At 66.6% G+C, this 14,432-nt stretch carries 14 protein-coding genes; all 14 read right to left on the bottom strand.

The annotated features are described in order from the left end of the window. Window positions 1-53 precede the first annotated feature (53 nt). A complete protein-coding gene (locus tag OSC30_RS11205) occupies window positions 54-341 on the bottom strand; it encodes a PAAR domain-containing protein (protein ID WP_267171935.1) in 288 nt (95 codons plus the stop codon). Window positions 342-701: 360 nt separating this feature from the next. After that, window positions 702-1,715 carry a hypothetical protein gene (locus OSC30_RS11200; protein WP_267171934.1) on the bottom strand — a complete coding sequence of 338 codons (1,014 nt, stop codon included), beginning with the start codon at window positions 1,713-1,715 and terminating at the stop codon, window positions 702-704. 221 nt (window positions 1,716-1,936) lie between these two features. Next, entirely contained in the window at window positions 1,937-2,293 is a 357-nt protein-coding gene (locus OSC30_RS11195) for a hypothetical protein (RefSeq protein ID WP_267171933.1), read from the bottom strand. A 169-nt stretch (window positions 2,294-2,462) separates the two neighbouring features. Continuing rightward, window positions 2,463-2,654 carry a hypothetical protein gene (locus OSC30_RS11190; protein WP_267171932.1) on the bottom strand — a complete coding sequence of 64 codons (192 nt, stop codon included), beginning with the start codon at window positions 2,652-2,654 and terminating at the stop codon, window positions 2,463-2,465. Window positions 2,655-2,681: 27 nt separating this feature from the next. After that, window positions 2,682-3,176: a PQQ-binding-like beta-propeller repeat protein gene (locus tag OSC30_RS11185; protein ID WP_267171931.1), complete on the bottom strand. Its 495-nt coding sequence runs from the start codon at window positions 3,174-3,176 to the stop codon at window positions 2,682-2,684. Further along, window positions 3,173-4,297 (bottom strand): M35 family metallo-endopeptidase, encoded by a 1,125-nt coding sequence (locus OSC30_RS11180; RefSeq protein ID WP_267171930.1) that lies wholly within the window; start codon window positions 4,295-4,297, stop codon window positions 3,173-3,175. Before OSC30_RS11180 ends, OSC30_RS11185 begins: the two co-directional genes overlap by 4 nt. Window positions 4,298-4,420: 123 nt before the next feature. Beyond that, window positions 4,421-5,137: a hypothetical protein gene (locus tag OSC30_RS11175; RefSeq protein ID WP_267171929.1), complete on the bottom strand. Its 717-nt coding sequence runs from the start codon at window positions 5,135-5,137 to the stop codon at window positions 4,421-4,423. Window positions 5,138-5,229: 92 nt separating this feature from the next. After that, a complete protein-coding gene (gene tssH / locus OSC30_RS11170) occupies window positions 5,230-7,965 on the bottom strand; it encodes a type VI secretion system ATPase TssH (protein WP_267171928.1) in 2,736 nt (911 codons plus the stop codon). 80 nt (window positions 7,966-8,045) lie between these two features. Next, window positions 8,046-9,068 (bottom strand): type VI secretion system baseplate subunit TssG, encoded by a 1,023-nt coding sequence (tssG, locus tag OSC30_RS11165; RefSeq protein ID WP_267171927.1) that lies wholly within the window; start codon window positions 9,066-9,068, stop codon window positions 8,046-8,048. Continuing rightward, window positions 9,032-10,915, bottom strand: a complete 1,884-nt coding sequence (gene tssF / locus OSC30_RS11160; protein ID WP_267171926.1) for a type VI secretion system baseplate subunit TssF — start codon at window positions 10,913-10,915, stop codon at window positions 9,032-9,034. The genes tssG and tssF overlap by 37 nt, the downstream gene beginning before the upstream one ends. Before the next feature lie 4 nt (window positions 10,916-10,919). Further along, window positions 10,920-11,423 (bottom strand): type VI secretion system baseplate subunit TssE, encoded by a 504-nt coding sequence (gene tssE / locus OSC30_RS11155; protein ID WP_267171925.1) that lies wholly within the window; start codon window positions 11,421-11,423, stop codon window positions 10,920-10,922. A 3-nt stretch (window positions 11,424-11,426) separates the two neighbouring features. Beyond that, entirely contained in the window at window positions 11,427-12,230 is an 804-nt protein-coding gene (locus tag OSC30_RS11150; protein WP_267171924.1) for a type VI secretion system accessory protein TagJ, read from the bottom strand. 64 nt (window positions 12,231-12,294) lie between these two features. Next, window positions 12,295-12,798: an Hcp family type VI secretion system effector gene (locus OSC30_RS11145; protein WP_267171923.1), complete on the bottom strand. Its 504-nt coding sequence runs from the start codon at window positions 12,796-12,798 to the stop codon at window positions 12,295-12,297. A 139-nt stretch (window positions 12,799-12,937) separates the two neighbouring features. Further along, a complete protein-coding gene (gene tssC / locus OSC30_RS11140; protein ID WP_267171922.1) occupies window positions 12,938-14,431 on the bottom strand; it encodes a type VI secretion system contractile sheath large subunit in 1,494 nt (497 codons plus the stop codon). Between the last annotated feature and the right edge of the window lies 1 nt (window position 14,432).

Below are 14,432 nucleotides of genomic sequence, written 5' to 3'. Positions count from 1 at the left end.
CGCCGCCACCGCGCGCGGCGTCGATCGCAGTCCTGGCACGGAGGCGAGGGCCATCAGCCGATCAACACGGTGAAGCAGCCCAGCACGATGGCGCCGCCGTGCGCGCAGCTGTCGCCCAGGCGCGCCGCCGGCTGGCCGCCGATCAACACCTTGGGCGACCCGGCCAGGATGGAGTCCGGCGGGCCCACGCAGGTCGCCATGTCGCCCATGCGGGCCGCCGGCAGGCCGCCGATCAGCACCTTGGGCGCGCCGGGTGCGGTGATCGGGCCGCCCACGTGCGGCACCACGCCGGTGACCATGGGGCAGACGTGCATGTCGGTGAGGCGGGCGGCGGGCTGCATGCGGATTCCTCGCTGGACGTCGTTCGACCCGGGGTGCGACCACGCGTGCCGCGCCGCTCCGCCAACGGCGGCCGTCGGCAGAGCCTGGCCACCCGGGAACGGCGTCCAGCCTGGATTTCGCACCGCCCCTGGAACCCGGCGATTGCCCCTGGTGGTGGCAACGCCGGCCGGGCCGGCCAGCGTTGCCTATAGGTGAATCCGTAAAAGCCGGGCAAATCTGGTCACGCGCCTTTCACGTTTGTCCTTGCTCCGACCGGATGCCTCTGGCGCCGTATCCGGCCGCGGCGTTTCGCGGTATCGACGGCCACAGGATGCGTGCCGGACGCACTCCCTTCCCGCAAACCGGTGCGCCCGGCCCGATCAGGCGATCCCGACCTTTTTGAGCGCCTTGTGCTTGACCCCGGCGAAGAAGCTTTTCTTCGTGTGGGTGCCCTTGTTGCTGCTGAGCCCGTCCAGTTGCAGGCGGGAGCCCTGGATGTTCTTGCTGGCGATCTTGAGCATCGGATCCATCTGCTTTTTCTTCATCTGTTCCACGCGGTCCATCCAGCCCGGCATGCCGATGTCCGCCACGAACATGTTCGCCACCGACGAGGTGTCCGCGCAGGTCAGCAGGTAACAGCCCAGCACCGGGCATTCGTTGAACACGGTCAGGTCCAGCGTGTTGGGCGTGGCCAGCCGGCGATTGCCGGCGCGCAGGTCCTTGATATCCAAGCCCAGCGAGAACAGTTGCAGCCCAAGGCTCGCCAACGCATTGGCGGCGCCGATGCCGGCCGTGGTGGCGGTGCCCAGGTCGGCGAACAGGCCGGCGATCTTGGCGCCGGTGGCCACGCTGTGCTGGCCGAGCTGGACCGAATGCCTGGCCAGGTCGCGCTTGATGATCGCCTGGATAGCCTCGGCCGCGGCATAGGGGTCACCGGGCCGGAAACCCTGCTTGTAATCGGAGCTCTTGTAGAGGTTGTAGCCGTCCTGGGCCACGGTCTTGCCCGCCTTGGCCAGCTTCACGCCGCTGGTGACCACGCCCAGCACCGGGGTGATTTCCGCCACCAGGTTGGCCAACACCTCGCCGGATACCGCTTCGATGATGTCCTCGATGCCGTTCACGTCGGCGCACTGCACCATGAAGTCGCTCACCGCCTCCTTCATGCCCGGCAGGCTGACCACCTTGCTCGTGTTCTTGCCGCCCTTGACCAGCTTTTCGGTGGAACTCTTGATCTTCTTGCCGCTGGTGAGCAACTGCTTGGCCGAAGTCAGGCGGCTGGCCATGCCGAACTTCAACTGGGTGCCGGCAAACATGTTGACCAGCAATGTGCGGCGCGCCTTGGCCAGTTCGCCCAGCGCCATGAACTCCTCACGACTCAACGCTGCATTTGGCATGGATGGTTTCCCCTTTCGTAGTGAATTTTCCGGTCGCGCGGAACGATGATGCGGTCTGCGCTGGCATCGCCCGAGGGCGGTTACGCCGGCCTGCGGTTGATCACTGGCCGGCCTGGATCCTGCGGTAGCGGCGGCGCCCCGGTTTCGGGCGATCGGGCAACCTGCACCGACGAGCGGACGGCCCGATCCAGCACGAACCGGCGACCGTGCCCGTCGTGAAGCTATCTTTTTTCCCAGGTCGCGCCGGCAGGCAACTTGAAATCCTTCAGCGCGGCCGCTTGCGCCGCACTCTTGCGCGCCGCCTCGCTCGCGTCGCGCGCTGCCGCCTCCTTGCGCAGCGATGCCAGGAACGACTCCTCGACGCTGATGCGGGTCTGGTGCCCCGTGTCCGAACCCATGGTTTTCAATGTCTTCCGCTTGCGGATCGACCTGTCCACCGCATCGACGAGCTCCTGCAGGCGCTTGCCGGTCAAGCTGCCAAGGCTGTTCGCCTTGATGTGACCCTCGGCCTCGTTGACGGCGGGCTTCAGCGACTGGACGGTCAGGTTCGCCGAAAATTCATCCTCACTCATGGCCATGGCGCGCCCTCGATGTGGTGGTACGGCTGTCGGGTTCCCCGATTGCATCGAACGCAACCGGGCGTGGAAAAGAACTTGAAGCGGTCGAGCGGCTTCTGCGCAATTGCAGGCATCGCAATGGCGTCCCGGGACGTCGCAGCTCGAGCGTTGACGACTGGTTACGCCGCCGTCAGTGCGCGCGGCCGTCGGCGAGGTCGACCTGATAGCGGCGTCCGTTCTCGTCCTCGACGATCAGCGCGTTCCGCCCGGCGTCCAGGTGCATGCCTTTGAAGAACGACCACTGCACATCGGCTTCGATGTTCGGATCGACCTTCGATTCGTACAGCCGGCTGATCCACAGCCGCTTCAATTGGCCGTCCATGACGGGCGGTGCGCGCCAGGCCGACGACTACTCCGCGGTCGGTTTGGGCCTGGCGGGTTGCGACGGCGGTGCCGTTTCGGGCGGACCGGAGATCTGCACGGACGAGCGAGTGGCCAGATCCACCCGATAGACGCCGCCGGCCTCGTTCTCGATGGCGAGCGTGGAGCCATCGGGCGACAGGCGCATGGAACGGAAGTACAGCGCCTGCACCGGCGCGTCCGGCGGTTGCGGTGCAATGGCATAAACCTTCAGGCGCCAGAGCCGGGCACCGGTGCGCACGTCGATGGCCGCCAGGTAGCCTCCGGGCTGATCCCCTGCACGATCGTCATGCCGGTCCTGTTCGTAGCGCACCCCGTCATGCACGACGGGCGCGACCTCCGGGGGCGAGGGCCGGCTGGCGGCGGGTCGGGTGGGCATGTCCCTGATCTCCTGGTGGGGTTGAGGGCGCGCCGGAGCATCGACGCTGCACGATACCGTGGCGCCGATCGCCAGCACGAAGGCGAAGCCGTGGATCGCCTTCATATGATCTTCAACGCATGGTTGCGCTCGCCGTCGGTAAGCGCACCCGCGCAATCGGCGAGGAAAAACGCCCAGCTGTCGGCATTCCGTATCGCGGCGGATCCCGGAAAACCCGCATGCGGTCCGATGCCGTAATGCGCATAGCGCGCCCTGCCGATGTTGACGTCCTCCGTGCCGCACACCAGGTGCGTCAGTTCGTGTACCAGCACGCGCGTCCAGTTCTTTTGCCCATGCACCACGCCGCCGGCATCGTGGGTAAAGAACGAGCGCTCGATGTAGACCGTATCCATGCCCTCGCCCCGGGAGGGAAAGGTGAAGGCTTCGGACATCAGAAAATTGATCTCGTCCTGGGTCGAGGCCGTGCGCAGGGGTATCCAGTCGGTCAGGACGAAATGGCCCCGGTTGAGCATCGCGATGATCGCCTTGAGGCCGATCGACAAACGGTCGATGTAGGCCTGCAGGTCGACCACGCTGGTAGCCGGGTCGGCAAACCAGCGCTTGACCAGGTTGATCGCATCCACGCCTTTGCCACCGGCCTTGCCGGAAGCGGCCTTGGCGGCGCTGGCGAGCACGATGCCGGCCTTCTGGCACCACGCCATCGCCTGTTGCGTCGATACCGCCAGGTATTTCTTCTGCTCCTGTGAAAAGACCTCTTCGCTGCTGCGCAGGAGTATTCGCAGCGCGATCTGGGTCGGCGATCGAGCGTTGATGTCGTCCGAGGGCCAGGCAACGAAGTCGTTGGGCATCGACACGATCCATACCTTTCGGCTGCCCGACCGATTGAGCAGATAGGTATGGCTCAGGAGCTTCAGCGCGGCGGCCCGCATCTTCTGCGTGTCGTCGGGCAGCCCTGCGCCGTCGTCGGACCAGGCCCCTACCGCCTCGAGCAGGCCGCGGTCGGGAGTTACCTTCTTGTGGCCAAGCAGGCTCCCCTCCCCCTGCGTGGATTTCTTGCGCAGGTCGGACAGGACGCTGGCGCGCCCCGCATCGAAACCATCGTCGGACATCAGGCGCTGCAGATCGCGAACCAGCGGCTGCCAGTGCCTGGCGAAGCGCTGGTCGCTCTTCAACCACGACCTGGCGTAGTCGTACTCCGCCTTGAATGTCTTGTTCCAGTCCACCATGCGCTGCTCCTTAGGCGCTACCGGCCGGGCGCATCCACCGATGCGCCCGGGCTCGTCTCGATGAGGCCCGCTGCACCGGTCGCCTCGCTCCCACGCTGGCGAAGCTTCGCTGGGCGACGAGGCTCATGCACGGATGTCGACCAGGTGCCAGCGCAACGAGCCGATCGCGCCGGCCAGCATGTAGGCGTTGTTGGCGATGCACAGCATGTCGTTCATGCGGCATGCCTCGATTTTGGTGCTGCCGGTGGCGTCCTTGCCGATCTTGTTGGTGTGCAGGTAGCCGCTGCCCAGGACGCTGTTGTAGGCGCGGAAGAAGCCATCGTGGTTACCCCGCGGCGGCATGTGGTCCTGCAGTACCAGGCAGACGCCGAACATGTACTTGTCGTCCCGGCCCGGGGCGGCGCAATAGGCCCAGGTCCGGCTGCGCGGATGCCATTGCAGGATCGAGAATTCGCAGGTCACGCCAAGCTTGGTCCTGGCCACCGGCAGCGCCTTGAAGGTGATCTTCGCGTGCTTCTTCTTCAGTCGCGAGACCAGCTTGGTGGTGAACGAATCCGGGTGCGAACCCTGCCGGTGCCGCAGGTTGCAGGAGATCATCTCGACCGTCTGCACGCCCTTGTTCGACTTGACCCAGCCCGAGACGACGTCGACGAACTCCTCCACCTTCAAGCCGCAGAACGAGTCGGCGAAGCCGTGCCCCCAGAACGTCAGGGTATCGAGCCCCTGCAGCGTCACCGGCGCGGTGGCCTTGAAATCGATGGCCTGGGTGTTGCACGTCTGCGCGAGCAGCTCGGCGCGGGTCTTATGGTCGGTCTCGGTCCAGAGGACGACGTTGGACATGACTTTTCCTTTCGCGAACGACGCAATCCGGCGAGCCGGACGTGGGGCAAAAAGACAACGGGGCGGTCGGCGACGAGCTGCCCCGTGACGGGTCAGGCAAAGGCGTAGCCGAAGTCTCCTTCCTTCACGCCCACCTGGACGCCGGCCACCGGCCGCCCTTCGATCATCCGGTTGAGGAACTCGCGGCTGATGTCCGGCAACATGGTGTTGGTCAGGATCGCATCGATCATGCGGCCGCCCGATTCGCTCTCGGTGCAGCGGCTGACCACCAGCTTGACCACGTCCTCGTCATATTCGAACGGGATCTTGTAGCGCGCTTCGATACGCTTCTTGATGCGGCCCAATTGCAGCTCGACGATCTTGCCCAGCATCTCCGGGCTCAGCGGGTAGTACGGGATGGTCACCAGCCGGCCGAGCAGTGCCGGCGGGAACACCTTCAGCAGCGGCTCGCGCAGAGCCTTGGCGATGCCTTCGGGTTCGGGCATCAGGTCCGGGTCCTGGCACAGGCCGGCGATCAGATCGGTGCCGGCGTTGGTGGTGAGCAGGATCAGGGTGTTCTTGAAATCGATCTGGCGGCCTTCGCCGTCTTCCATGACGCCCTTGTCGAACACCTGGAAGAAGATCTCGTGGACGTCCGGATGGGCCTTCTCGACCTCATCCAGCAACACCACCGAGTAAGGCTTGCGACGCACCGCCTCGGTCAGCACGCCACCTTCGCCGTACCCCACGTAGCCCGGGGGCGCGCCCTTGAGCGTGGAGACGGTGTGCGCCTCCTGGAACTCGCTCATGTTGATGGTGATGATGTTCTGCTCGCCGCCGTAGAGCGCCTCGGCCAGCGCCAGCGCCGTTTCGGTCTTGCCCACGCCGGAGGTGCCGGCCAGCATGAACACGCCGATCGGCTTGTTCGGGTTGTCCAGGCCGGCGCGGCTGGTCTGGATGCGCTTGGCGATCATGTCCATCGCGTGGTCCTGCCCGATCACGCGCTTGCCCATCAGGCTGGCCAGGTTCATCACGGTTTCGAGCTCGCTCTTGACCATGCGGCCTACCGGAATGCCGGTCCAGTCCGAGACCACCGAGCCGACCGCCACGTAGTCGACGGTCGGCAGGATCAGCGGGTTCTCGCCCTGCAGCTCGGACAGTTGCGCCTGCAGGCCCTTGAGTTCTTCCAGCGCGGCGGCGCGTTCGGCGTCGGTCAGCGCGGCGGTGGCCACCGCGACGGCACCGGCCTCCGTGTTGGCGGCCTCTTCCAGCGCACTGCCGGTGCCTTCGACCGGCGCGGCGTCGCCACGCAGGCGGGCGCGGATGGCCAGGATCTTCTCGACCAGGCCCTTTTCGACCTGCCAGTTGATCTCCAGCGTTTCCAGCGAGGCCCTGGCGACGGCGAGCTTCTCGCCCGCATTGGCCTCGCGCTCGGCCACTTCGACGCCGACGGTCTTCTCGCGGGCGATGATGGCCAGTTCGGTTTCCAGCGCCTGGATCCGCTTGCGGGTGTCGTCCACTTCCGGCGGCACGGCGTGCTGGCTGATCGCCACGCGGGCGCAGGCGGTATCGAGCAGGCTGACCGCCTTGTCCGGCAACTGGCGCGCGGGGATGTAGCGGTGCGACAGCTTGACGGCCGCTTCCAGTGCCTCGTCCAGGATCTGCACGCGGTGGTGCTTCTCCATGACACTGGCGACGCCGCGCATCATCAGGATGCCCTTCTCTTCGCTCGGCTCGTCGATCTGCACGGTCTGGAAACGGCGGGTCAGCGCCGGGTCCTTCTCGATGTGTTTCTTGTATTCGGCCCAGGTGGTGGCGCCGACCGTGCGCAGGTTGCCGCGGGCCAGCGCGGGCTTGAGCAGGTTGGCCGCGTCGCCGGTGCCGGCCGCGCCGCCGGCGCCGACCAGGGTGTGGGCTTCGTCGATGAACAGGATGATCGGCTTCGGGGATGACTGCACCTCCTCGATCACCTGGCGCAGGCGGTTCTCGAACTCGCCCTTCATGCTGGCGCCGGCCTGCAGCAGGCCCACGTCCAGCGTGCGCAGTTCCACGTCTTTCAGCTGCGGCGGCACGTCGCCCTGGGCGATGCGCAGGGCGAAGCCTTCCACCACCGCGGTCTTGCCCACGCCCGCCTCGCCGACCAGCATCGGGTTGTTCTGGCGGCGGCGCATCAGGATGTCCACCACCTGGCGGATCTCCTCGTCGCGACCGACGATGGGGTCGATCCTGCCCTCGCGCGCCTGCGCGGTGAGGTCGACGGTGAACTGCCTGAGCGCCTCCTGCTTGCCCATCTGCGCCGGGCCCATCGCACCGCTGGCCTCGCCGGGCACGGCGCCGCCCATCTGGAAGCCGTCGCTTGCCGCCTGGCCGTCCTCGGGTGAACCGGCGACCACCTCGGCGAATTTCTCCACGAGCGTCTCGGGCTTGATCTTGTCGAATTCCGCGGAAATGCCGACCAGCGCGTTGCGCAGGTGGCGCGTGCGCAGAATGCCGATCATCAGATAGCCGCTGCGCACCTGCGCCTCGCCGAACATCAGCGTGGCAAACACCCAGCCGCGCTCCACCGCCTCCTCGACGTTGGAGGACAGATCAGTGATCGAAGTCGAACCGCGCGGCAGCTTGTCCAGCGCGTCGGTCACGTCGCGCGCCAGGTTGGACGGGTTGATGTTGAACTGTTTGACGATGCGGTGCAGATCCGAGTCCTGCAGCTGCAGGATCTGGTGGATCCAGTGCACCAGCTCGACATACGGGTTGCCGCGCAACTTGCAGAACACGGTGGCGCTTTCGATGCCCCGGTAGGCGAGCTTGTTGAGTTTCCCGAACAGGGCGCTGCGACTGATCTCGGCCATGACGTTGTCTTCCCTTGGCTTGCTGCGGCGACCGCTTGGGCGGCCGGCGGATGGTGGAATGCGTTCGATGGACTGCCGTTTCAGCCCGCCGGTTGGAGTACGACCTGGTCGGCATCGCTATGACCGGCCCGCTGGCCCAGCCAGGTGCTCAGGCCCAGGCGGCCGCTGCGTCCGAGCCGGGTGGCGGGCACCTGGTCGTGCGCCAGCACCAGTTGCACGTCCCAGGCCTTTTCGTCTCCGATGTAGCTGCGCACGGTGGCGACCAACTGCGCCAGCGCGGTGCCGCCGGGCAGGAAATGCTCGAACTGGTTGTGGTCCAGCGGGCCCACGCGCAAGCGGAAACGCTGCTGCGCGCCCCACACGTTTTCGCCGATGACCGCTGTGCGGCCGAGGCACGCCACCTCCGTCGATCGGCCCAGCCGAAGGTGTGCCTCGCCCGGCAGGCGCATCCACTCGGCGACGAACTCGACCACCCGCACCGGAATGGCGAAGAAGTGCTGCAGCAGGCTGCGCAATCCCTCGGCGTTGCGCGTCTGGGTGAGCATGCGGCCGGCGAAGTAGCGCTTGTAGTCGTCTGGCAGCGCATCGCGGCCCTCGAGGCCCGGTGTGGCCATGCCGACCAGCGCACCGGTGTACAGGCGGAAGCGGTCCTGCGCGCGACGGTCGGCCTGCACCGTCGGCTGGGCGTCGGCCCAGGCGCGGTAGAACAGGCTGGCCATGCGATGGTGGAAGACGTTGGCGAAGGCGATCAGGGTCGGGTCGCGCGCGTTGCGCTCGCGGTCGAGCGCGTACTCGGTCAGGTGCAGCGGCAGTGGCGCGTTGGGACCGAACAGTCCGAAGAACAATGCATGCATACGCGCCGGGCGATCGCCGGCGGCCGGCTCGAAGCGGTCGATGGCACGCGGCGCGAACGCCAGCGAAGGCGTCTGACACAGCCGCACGAAGTCTTCCGAGGGCTTGGTCGACTCGCCCAGCCGCGGCCGCGTCGGGTGCGCGCATTCGAGCTGCCGGATCGCTTCGAAGAAATCGAAGTCCCCCGGCCGCTCTTGCAGCGCGCGTTCCAGCGCTACAAGGTCTGGCGCGTGCCCAGCCGTGCCGTCCATCGGGCCACCTCGTTGCGTTCCAGGGTGCGCAGGACGGTTTCGGTAAAGGAGTTCACCGACACGTAGCGCGCGAAGAAGTGCTGCATGACCGAGCCGAGCAGGAAGGCACCGGTGCCCTCGAAGGCGCTCTCGTCACAGGTCAGGGTGATCTCCAGCCCGCGGCCGAAGCTGATCGGGCCGGGCACCGGGATGCGTCGCACGATCGGCTGCGAGGACACCGTCTTGATGCCCTCGATCTGCCGTCGCGCGGCCGAGTCGAACTCGTCGCAGTAGAGCGTGAGCATTTCGCGCAGCGCCGCGGCGCCGTCGGCGTTGCCCTCGCCCAGCAGCGAGACGTAGTTGAGCTGCAGGTGGCTGACCAGCCGCCATGCGGTCTCGCCGCCGGCCACCGGCGCGCGCGGCTTGGTCGGGCCGGCCACGCAGCGCACCGATTCCACCGGCGCACCCACGTCCAGAGTGAAGTCGGTATTGGCCTTGCCCACCGGCATCTGCAACGGCAGGTCGCGGTTGGTGCACAGCAGCTGCATGCCGACCTGGCGCAGGCGACTGGCATAGGGCGCCTCGTTGGCATCCACCAGCGCGACGAACAGCTCGCTGCCGACGTAGCTCGAACGTGCGCCCTGCAGCTTCTGCCGCGCGGACAGCTGACGCGGTTCGCGGCGCACCGTGTAGAAGGCACCGTGGCCGCCCTGCCAGGTGCGCTCGTCGCAGCCGTAGAACGGTTGGAACTGCTGCTCCGGTTCCTGGCTGTCGCCGAAGCCCTCGACCTGGCCGATCGAGTGGATCTCGAAATCCATCGGCCGCGTGCGGTCGGCCAGCACGTGGTATTCGGTCTTGCCCTGCTGCAGGTGGATGCGGTCGGCGCGTCGCGGGAACAGGTTGATCGCCGGCGTGCAGAACAAGCGGAAGTTGCCCGCGTCCACCGCGTTGTGCAGCCGGCTGACGCTGCGATCGAACAACACGACGATCTCGAACTCGTTGCCCTGCGCACGCGCCAGCGCCTGGCGCAGGCCGGTGAACACGGCGAACAGGTAGCGCTCGGGACAGGCGAAGTACTCCTGCAGCAACCGGTAGCCGCTGAAGGAGCGGCCGCTGTAGGGAATCATCGACTCCTCGTCGGCGAAGCCCTTGGGCCGGATGCTCGCGGCTTCCAGCCAGGTGCAGGCCATGCCTTCGCTGTTCTTGGCGCGGATCGCCACCCCGGCGGTGTTGCCCAGCAATTGTTCGTACAAGCGCTTGGGCAGTTCGTCGGCGCCCGCGAGGAATACCGGCAGTTCGTCCATGGCCAACTGGTTGGCCATGGCGCCGGCGGTCACCGTGAACTTCAGGCGCAGGCCGGCGCGCACGGTGCGGTTGGCCGGAATGGCAACGCCCGCCGCGGCGATCGCGGCGGGCGTGTCGAAGTACTTCGCTTCGGTGAGCTTGATCGGCCACAGGGTGACGTCGTGCGCCGTGCGGTACTCGCAGGCGGTGCGATCGTCGCGACCGGTGACGCTGCGCAGGGCGGTGTGGCGAGCCACCGTATGGCCGTCGACCAGCGCGCTGTCTTTCAGGTCCGCCGCCATTTCGACCACGGCCATCGAGGGCACCGGGGCCAGGTAGTGCGGATAGACCATTTCCATCAGGTGCTGGGTGAACACCGGCTGTTGCGCATCCAGCTTCAACTGCACGCGCGCGGCGAGAAAGGCAAAACCCTCCAGCAGGCGCTCGACGTACGGGTCGGCACACTCGAAGCCCTCCAGGCCAAGCCGGCCGGCGATCTTCGGGTACTCGCGCGCGAACTCGCCGCCCATCTCGCGGACGTGCTGCAACTCGCGGTTGTAGTAGCGAAGCAGGCGCGGGTCCATGGCGTCAGCCCAGGCTTTCGGAGACGCTGAAGCGGCCGGTTTCCAGGTCCACCTCGGTCTTGAGATAGAGGTTCAGCGGGATCGGCTGCGCCCACATCTCCGATTCGATGTTGAACACCAGCGATTGCTGATCCATCCGCTGGCCGTCGCCATTGACCGCCACGCGCAGGGTGCTGCCGGTCAGGCGCGGCTCGAAGGCGATCAGGGCTTCGCGCAACTGGCGTTGCAGCACGGCTGCATCCACGCCCGCCAGCGCCATGCCGGTGAGATCGGGAATGCCGAAATTGAGCACCGAGCGAGCCACCTCGGGATAGTCCTCGAGCTCGACGCCGCTGCCCAGGTTGACGCAGTTGAGCAGCCAGGAGATGTCGCGGGCGACGCAGTCGCGCAGCCGCGTGGCAGAGATCACCCGCTTCTCGCGGCTCTCCTCCCGCTTGCCCGGCTCCTCGTCGGTCAGGCGGTCGAGCAACGAGGGCTGCAGCCGTTCCTGGGTGGTCAGTTCGGCCATGACTTACGTCAGGGCGATGTCGTGGTGGAAAACCACGGTGCGGATGTCCAGCAGCGGATACTCGCCGGCATCGGTGGCCAGCATGCGCTGGCCCGAGCCCACGCAGGGACCGCCGTCCAGGTCGTGCCAGTCGGTACGCCGGGCCAGCACCACCTCGGCGTCGGCGGCGTGTTCCGAGCCGGGGTAGCGGCACGGCACGAAGCCCACCGATTGGCCGCCGTTGACCCAGGTCACCTGCACCGGCGCCCAGATCTTGTCGCGCAAATCGCTGGGCGCCTCGAAGGAAAGTTGTTTCATGCGCGCGAACGGCACCCAGGCATAGCCGCCGTTGACGACCATCTCCAGGCAGGGACCGAAACGCGGGTCGGCGTCGGCGATCCACTCGAACGGTTCGCCATTGATCTCTCCCGCCACGGCCGGGGCCTGCTCGAAAGCCTGCTCGCGCAGCGGTACGGCCTGCGCGTGCTGGCCCTGCGCGTCGAGCCGCAGTGCCTGCAGCAGTAGCGCCAGCCATTGCGCCGGCTCGCCCACCACCGAGGGCATGCGTTCGCCGCAGAGCACGTGGATACGCGCCAGTTCACCTTTCAGGGCCTGCGCATAAGCGCCGGCCATGAGCGTGTTGTTCACGTCCAGTTCGCCGCTGACCTTCAGCTGCGTCTGGGCCCGTTCCCACTGGCCGAGCAGGGCCAGCAACTGGAACAGGAAGACCCGGCAGCGCGCGTCCGCCGGGTTGTTCCGTACCTGCGAGGTCAGTCCCTGCAGCGCCTCGTCCAACCGTCCTTCCTTGAGCATGTTCTCGGGTGTCATGGCTTGGCTCTGACGGTGTTTGAAGTGGATGGGGCGAGGGCTGCGGGACTGGCGGACGGGCCTATCAGGCCTTCGCCACGCCCTGGATGTCGTAGGTGAACTCCTTGGCGCCACCCTGCTTGGCACCCTTGTCGTCCTGCGGCTGGAACGAGTACTTGAACTTGCCGAAGTGCAGGGTGATGTTCTCGGTCAGGCGGTCTTCGCCGCCGCTGCCGCCGGTGGAAACCGAGGTCACCAGCACGCCCTCGGAGAGCTCGATGGTGAGGAAGTCGGTCTGCTCGCCGGTGGCGTTGGTGACGTACAGCCAGGCCTGGTCCATGCGGCCGCCGGTGCAGACGGCGTCCAGCAGGGCGTTGGAGCAGCCGTCGACGTACTTGGTGATCGAGATGTCCTGCACGTGGGCCTTGCCGCCGCTGGCCGAACCGCCGCCGGTATGCAGGTCGCCGGAATTGCTGACGCCCCACGACCAGGCAAGGATCGGCACTTCGCCCTTGTGCTTCTTGTGGTTGGACGCGCCTTCGATCTTGACCTTGCCGGCGCCGAACTTGATGTGCATGTCGAATGCCATGAAACCTTCTCCCTACGTTTCGTGATGGATGTTCGATACCGCCGGCGGGGCAACACCCCTTCCCTTGGTTCGTCTTTCTGCGGCTGGAAACACTTCGCGGGGCCCGATGGCGGCATGGGCCGCCACCGGATCGCGTGAATCAGGCCTTGGCGGCCGACGGCAGGCGCGAGACCAGCCGCAGCGACACGGTCAGGCCCTCGAGCTGGTAGTGCGGCTTGAGGAAGAACTTGGAGGTGTAGTAGCCGGGGGCGCCCTCGACCTCTTCCACCACCACCTCGGCGGCCGACAGCGGCTTGCGCGCCTTGGTCTCCTCGCTGGAGTTGGACGGATCGCCGTCGACGTACTGCATGACCCAGTTGGTCAGCCAGTTCTGCATCTGCTCGCGGTCGCTGAAGGAGCCGATCTTGTCGCGCACGATGCACTTCAGGTAATGCGCGAAGCGGCAGCAGGCGAACATGTACGGCAGGCGGCAGCCCAACGCGGCGTTGGCGGTGGCGTCCGGATCGTCGTACTCCTCCGGCTTGGCCAGCGACTGCGCGCTGATGAAGGCGGCCATGTCCGAGTTCTTGCGATGCACCAGCGGCATCAGGCCCATCTTGTCCAGCTCCGCCGAGCGGCGGTCGGTGATGGCGATCTCGGTCGGGCACTTCATGTCCACGCCGCCGTCGTCGGTCGGGAAGGCGTGCACCGGCAGGCCCTCGACCGCGCCGCCGGACTCGATGCCGCGGATGCGCGAGCACCAGCCGTAGGCCTTGAACGAGCGATTGATGTTCACCGCCATCGCGTAGGCGGCGTTCTGCCAGGTGTACTTGTTCGAGTCGGCGCCGGCGGTGTCTTCCTCGAAGTCGAACTCCTCCACCGGGTTGGTGGTGGCGCCGTACGGCAGGCGGGCCAGCGTGCGCGGCATCGCCAGCGCCAGGTACTTGGCGTCGTCCGATTCACGCAGCGAACGCCAGGAAGCGTAGTCGGGCGTGGAGAAGATCTTGGCCAGGTCGCGCGGGTTGGACAGCTCGTTCCAGCTCTCCATGCCCATCAGGCTGGCGTTTGCAGCGGCCAGGAACGGCGCGTGCGCGGCGGCTGCCACCTGGGCGATGCCGCCCAGCAGCTCCACATCCGGCGGGCTGTGGTCGAAATAGTAGTCGCCGACCAGGCAGCCGTACGGCTCGCCGCCGAGCTGGCCGTATTCCTCTTCGTACATCTTCTTGAAGATCGGGCTCTGGTCCCAGGCGGTGCCCTTGTAGCGCTTGAGCGTCTTGCCCAGCTCCTTCTTGGAGATGTTCATGACGCGGATCTTCAGCAGCTGGTCGGTCTCGGTGTTGTTGACCAGGTGATGCAGGCCGCGCCAGGCGCTTTCCAGCTTCTGGAAATCGGCGTGGTGCATGATCTCGTTGAGTTGCTCGCTGAGCTTGCGGTCGATCTCGGCGATGTAGGCGTTGATGGTCTGGGCGACGTCGTCGGAGACGATGTCGCCCTTGCCCAGCACCTGTTCGGCCAGCGTGCGGACGGCCGATTCGACCTCTTCCTTGGCGCGCTCGCTCTTGGGCTTGAATTCCTTGCTCAGCAGCGCGGCGAAATCGCCGGCTTCGAGTGTTTCGGTGGCTTGACCGCGTTCGGCAACGGCTTCAGTGGACATG

Source organism: Frateuria hangzhouensis, from assembly GCF_026410505.1.
In the GTDB taxonomy this organism is placed as follows: Bacteria; Pseudomonadota; Gammaproteobacteria; order Xanthomonadales; family Rhodanobacteraceae; genus Frateuria_A; species Frateuria_A hangzhouensis.
The sequence above is the reverse complement of the archived record's forward strand: the minus strand, read 5'-3'. Positions and strand labels throughout refer to the sequence as shown.

What these genes read in the sequence shown, in the direction of transcription:
- OSC30_RS11180 (WP_267171930.1), bottom strand. Translation starts at nt 4,297, where the DNA reads ATGGTGGACTGGAACAAGACATTCAAGGCGGAGTACGACTACGCCAGG.
- tssF (WP_267171926.1), bottom strand. Translation starts at nt 10,915, where the DNA reads ATGGACCCGCGCCTGCTTCGCTACTACAACCGCGAGTTGCAGCACGTC.
- OSC30_RS11175 (WP_267171929.1), bottom strand. Translation starts at nt 5,137, where the DNA reads ATGTCCAACGTCGTCCTCTGGACCGAGACCGACCATAAGACCCGCGCC.
- OSC30_RS11200 (WP_267171934.1), bottom strand. Translation starts at nt 1,715, where the DNA reads ATGCCAAATGCAGCGTTGAGTCGTGAGGAGTTCATGGCGCTGGGCGAA.
- OSC30_RS11205 (WP_267171935.1), bottom strand. Translation starts at nt 341, where the DNA reads ATGCAGCCCGCCGCCCGCCTCACCGACATGCACGTCTGCCCCATGGTC.
- OSC30_RS11150 (WP_267171924.1), bottom strand. Translation starts at nt 12,230, where the DNA reads ATGACACCCGAGAACATGCTCAAGGAAGGACGGTTGGACGAGGCGCTG.
- OSC30_RS11195 (WP_267171933.1), bottom strand. Translation starts at nt 2,293, where the DNA reads ATGGCCATGAGTGAGGATGAATTTTCGGCGAACCTGACCGTCCAGTCG.
- OSC30_RS11185 (WP_267171931.1), bottom strand. Translation starts at nt 3,176, where the DNA reads ATGAAGGCGATCCACGGCTTCGCCTTCGTGCTGGCGATCGGCGCCACG.
- tssE (WP_267171925.1), bottom strand. Translation starts at nt 11,423, where the DNA reads ATGGCCGAACTGACCACCCAGGAACGGCTGCAGCCCTCGTTGCTCGAC.
- tssC (WP_267171922.1), bottom strand. Translation starts at nt 14,431, where the DNA reads ATGTCCACTGAAGCCGTTGCCGAACGCGGTCAAGCCACCGAAACACTC.
- tssH (WP_267171928.1), bottom strand. Translation starts at nt 7,965, where the DNA reads ATGGCCGAGATCAGTCGCAGCGCCCTGTTCGGGAAACTCAACAAGCTC.
- OSC30_RS11145 (WP_267171923.1), bottom strand. Translation starts at nt 12,798, where the DNA reads ATGGCATTCGACATGCACATCAAGTTCGGCGCCGGCAAGGTCAAGATC.
- tssG (WP_267171927.1), bottom strand. Translation starts at nt 9,068, where the DNA reads ATGGACGGCACGGCTGGGCACGCGCCAGACCTTGTAGCGCTGGAACGC.
- OSC30_RS11190 (WP_267171932.1), bottom strand. Translation starts at nt 2,654, where the DNA reads ATGGACGGCCAATTGAAGCGGCTGTGGATCAGCCGGCTGTACGAATCG.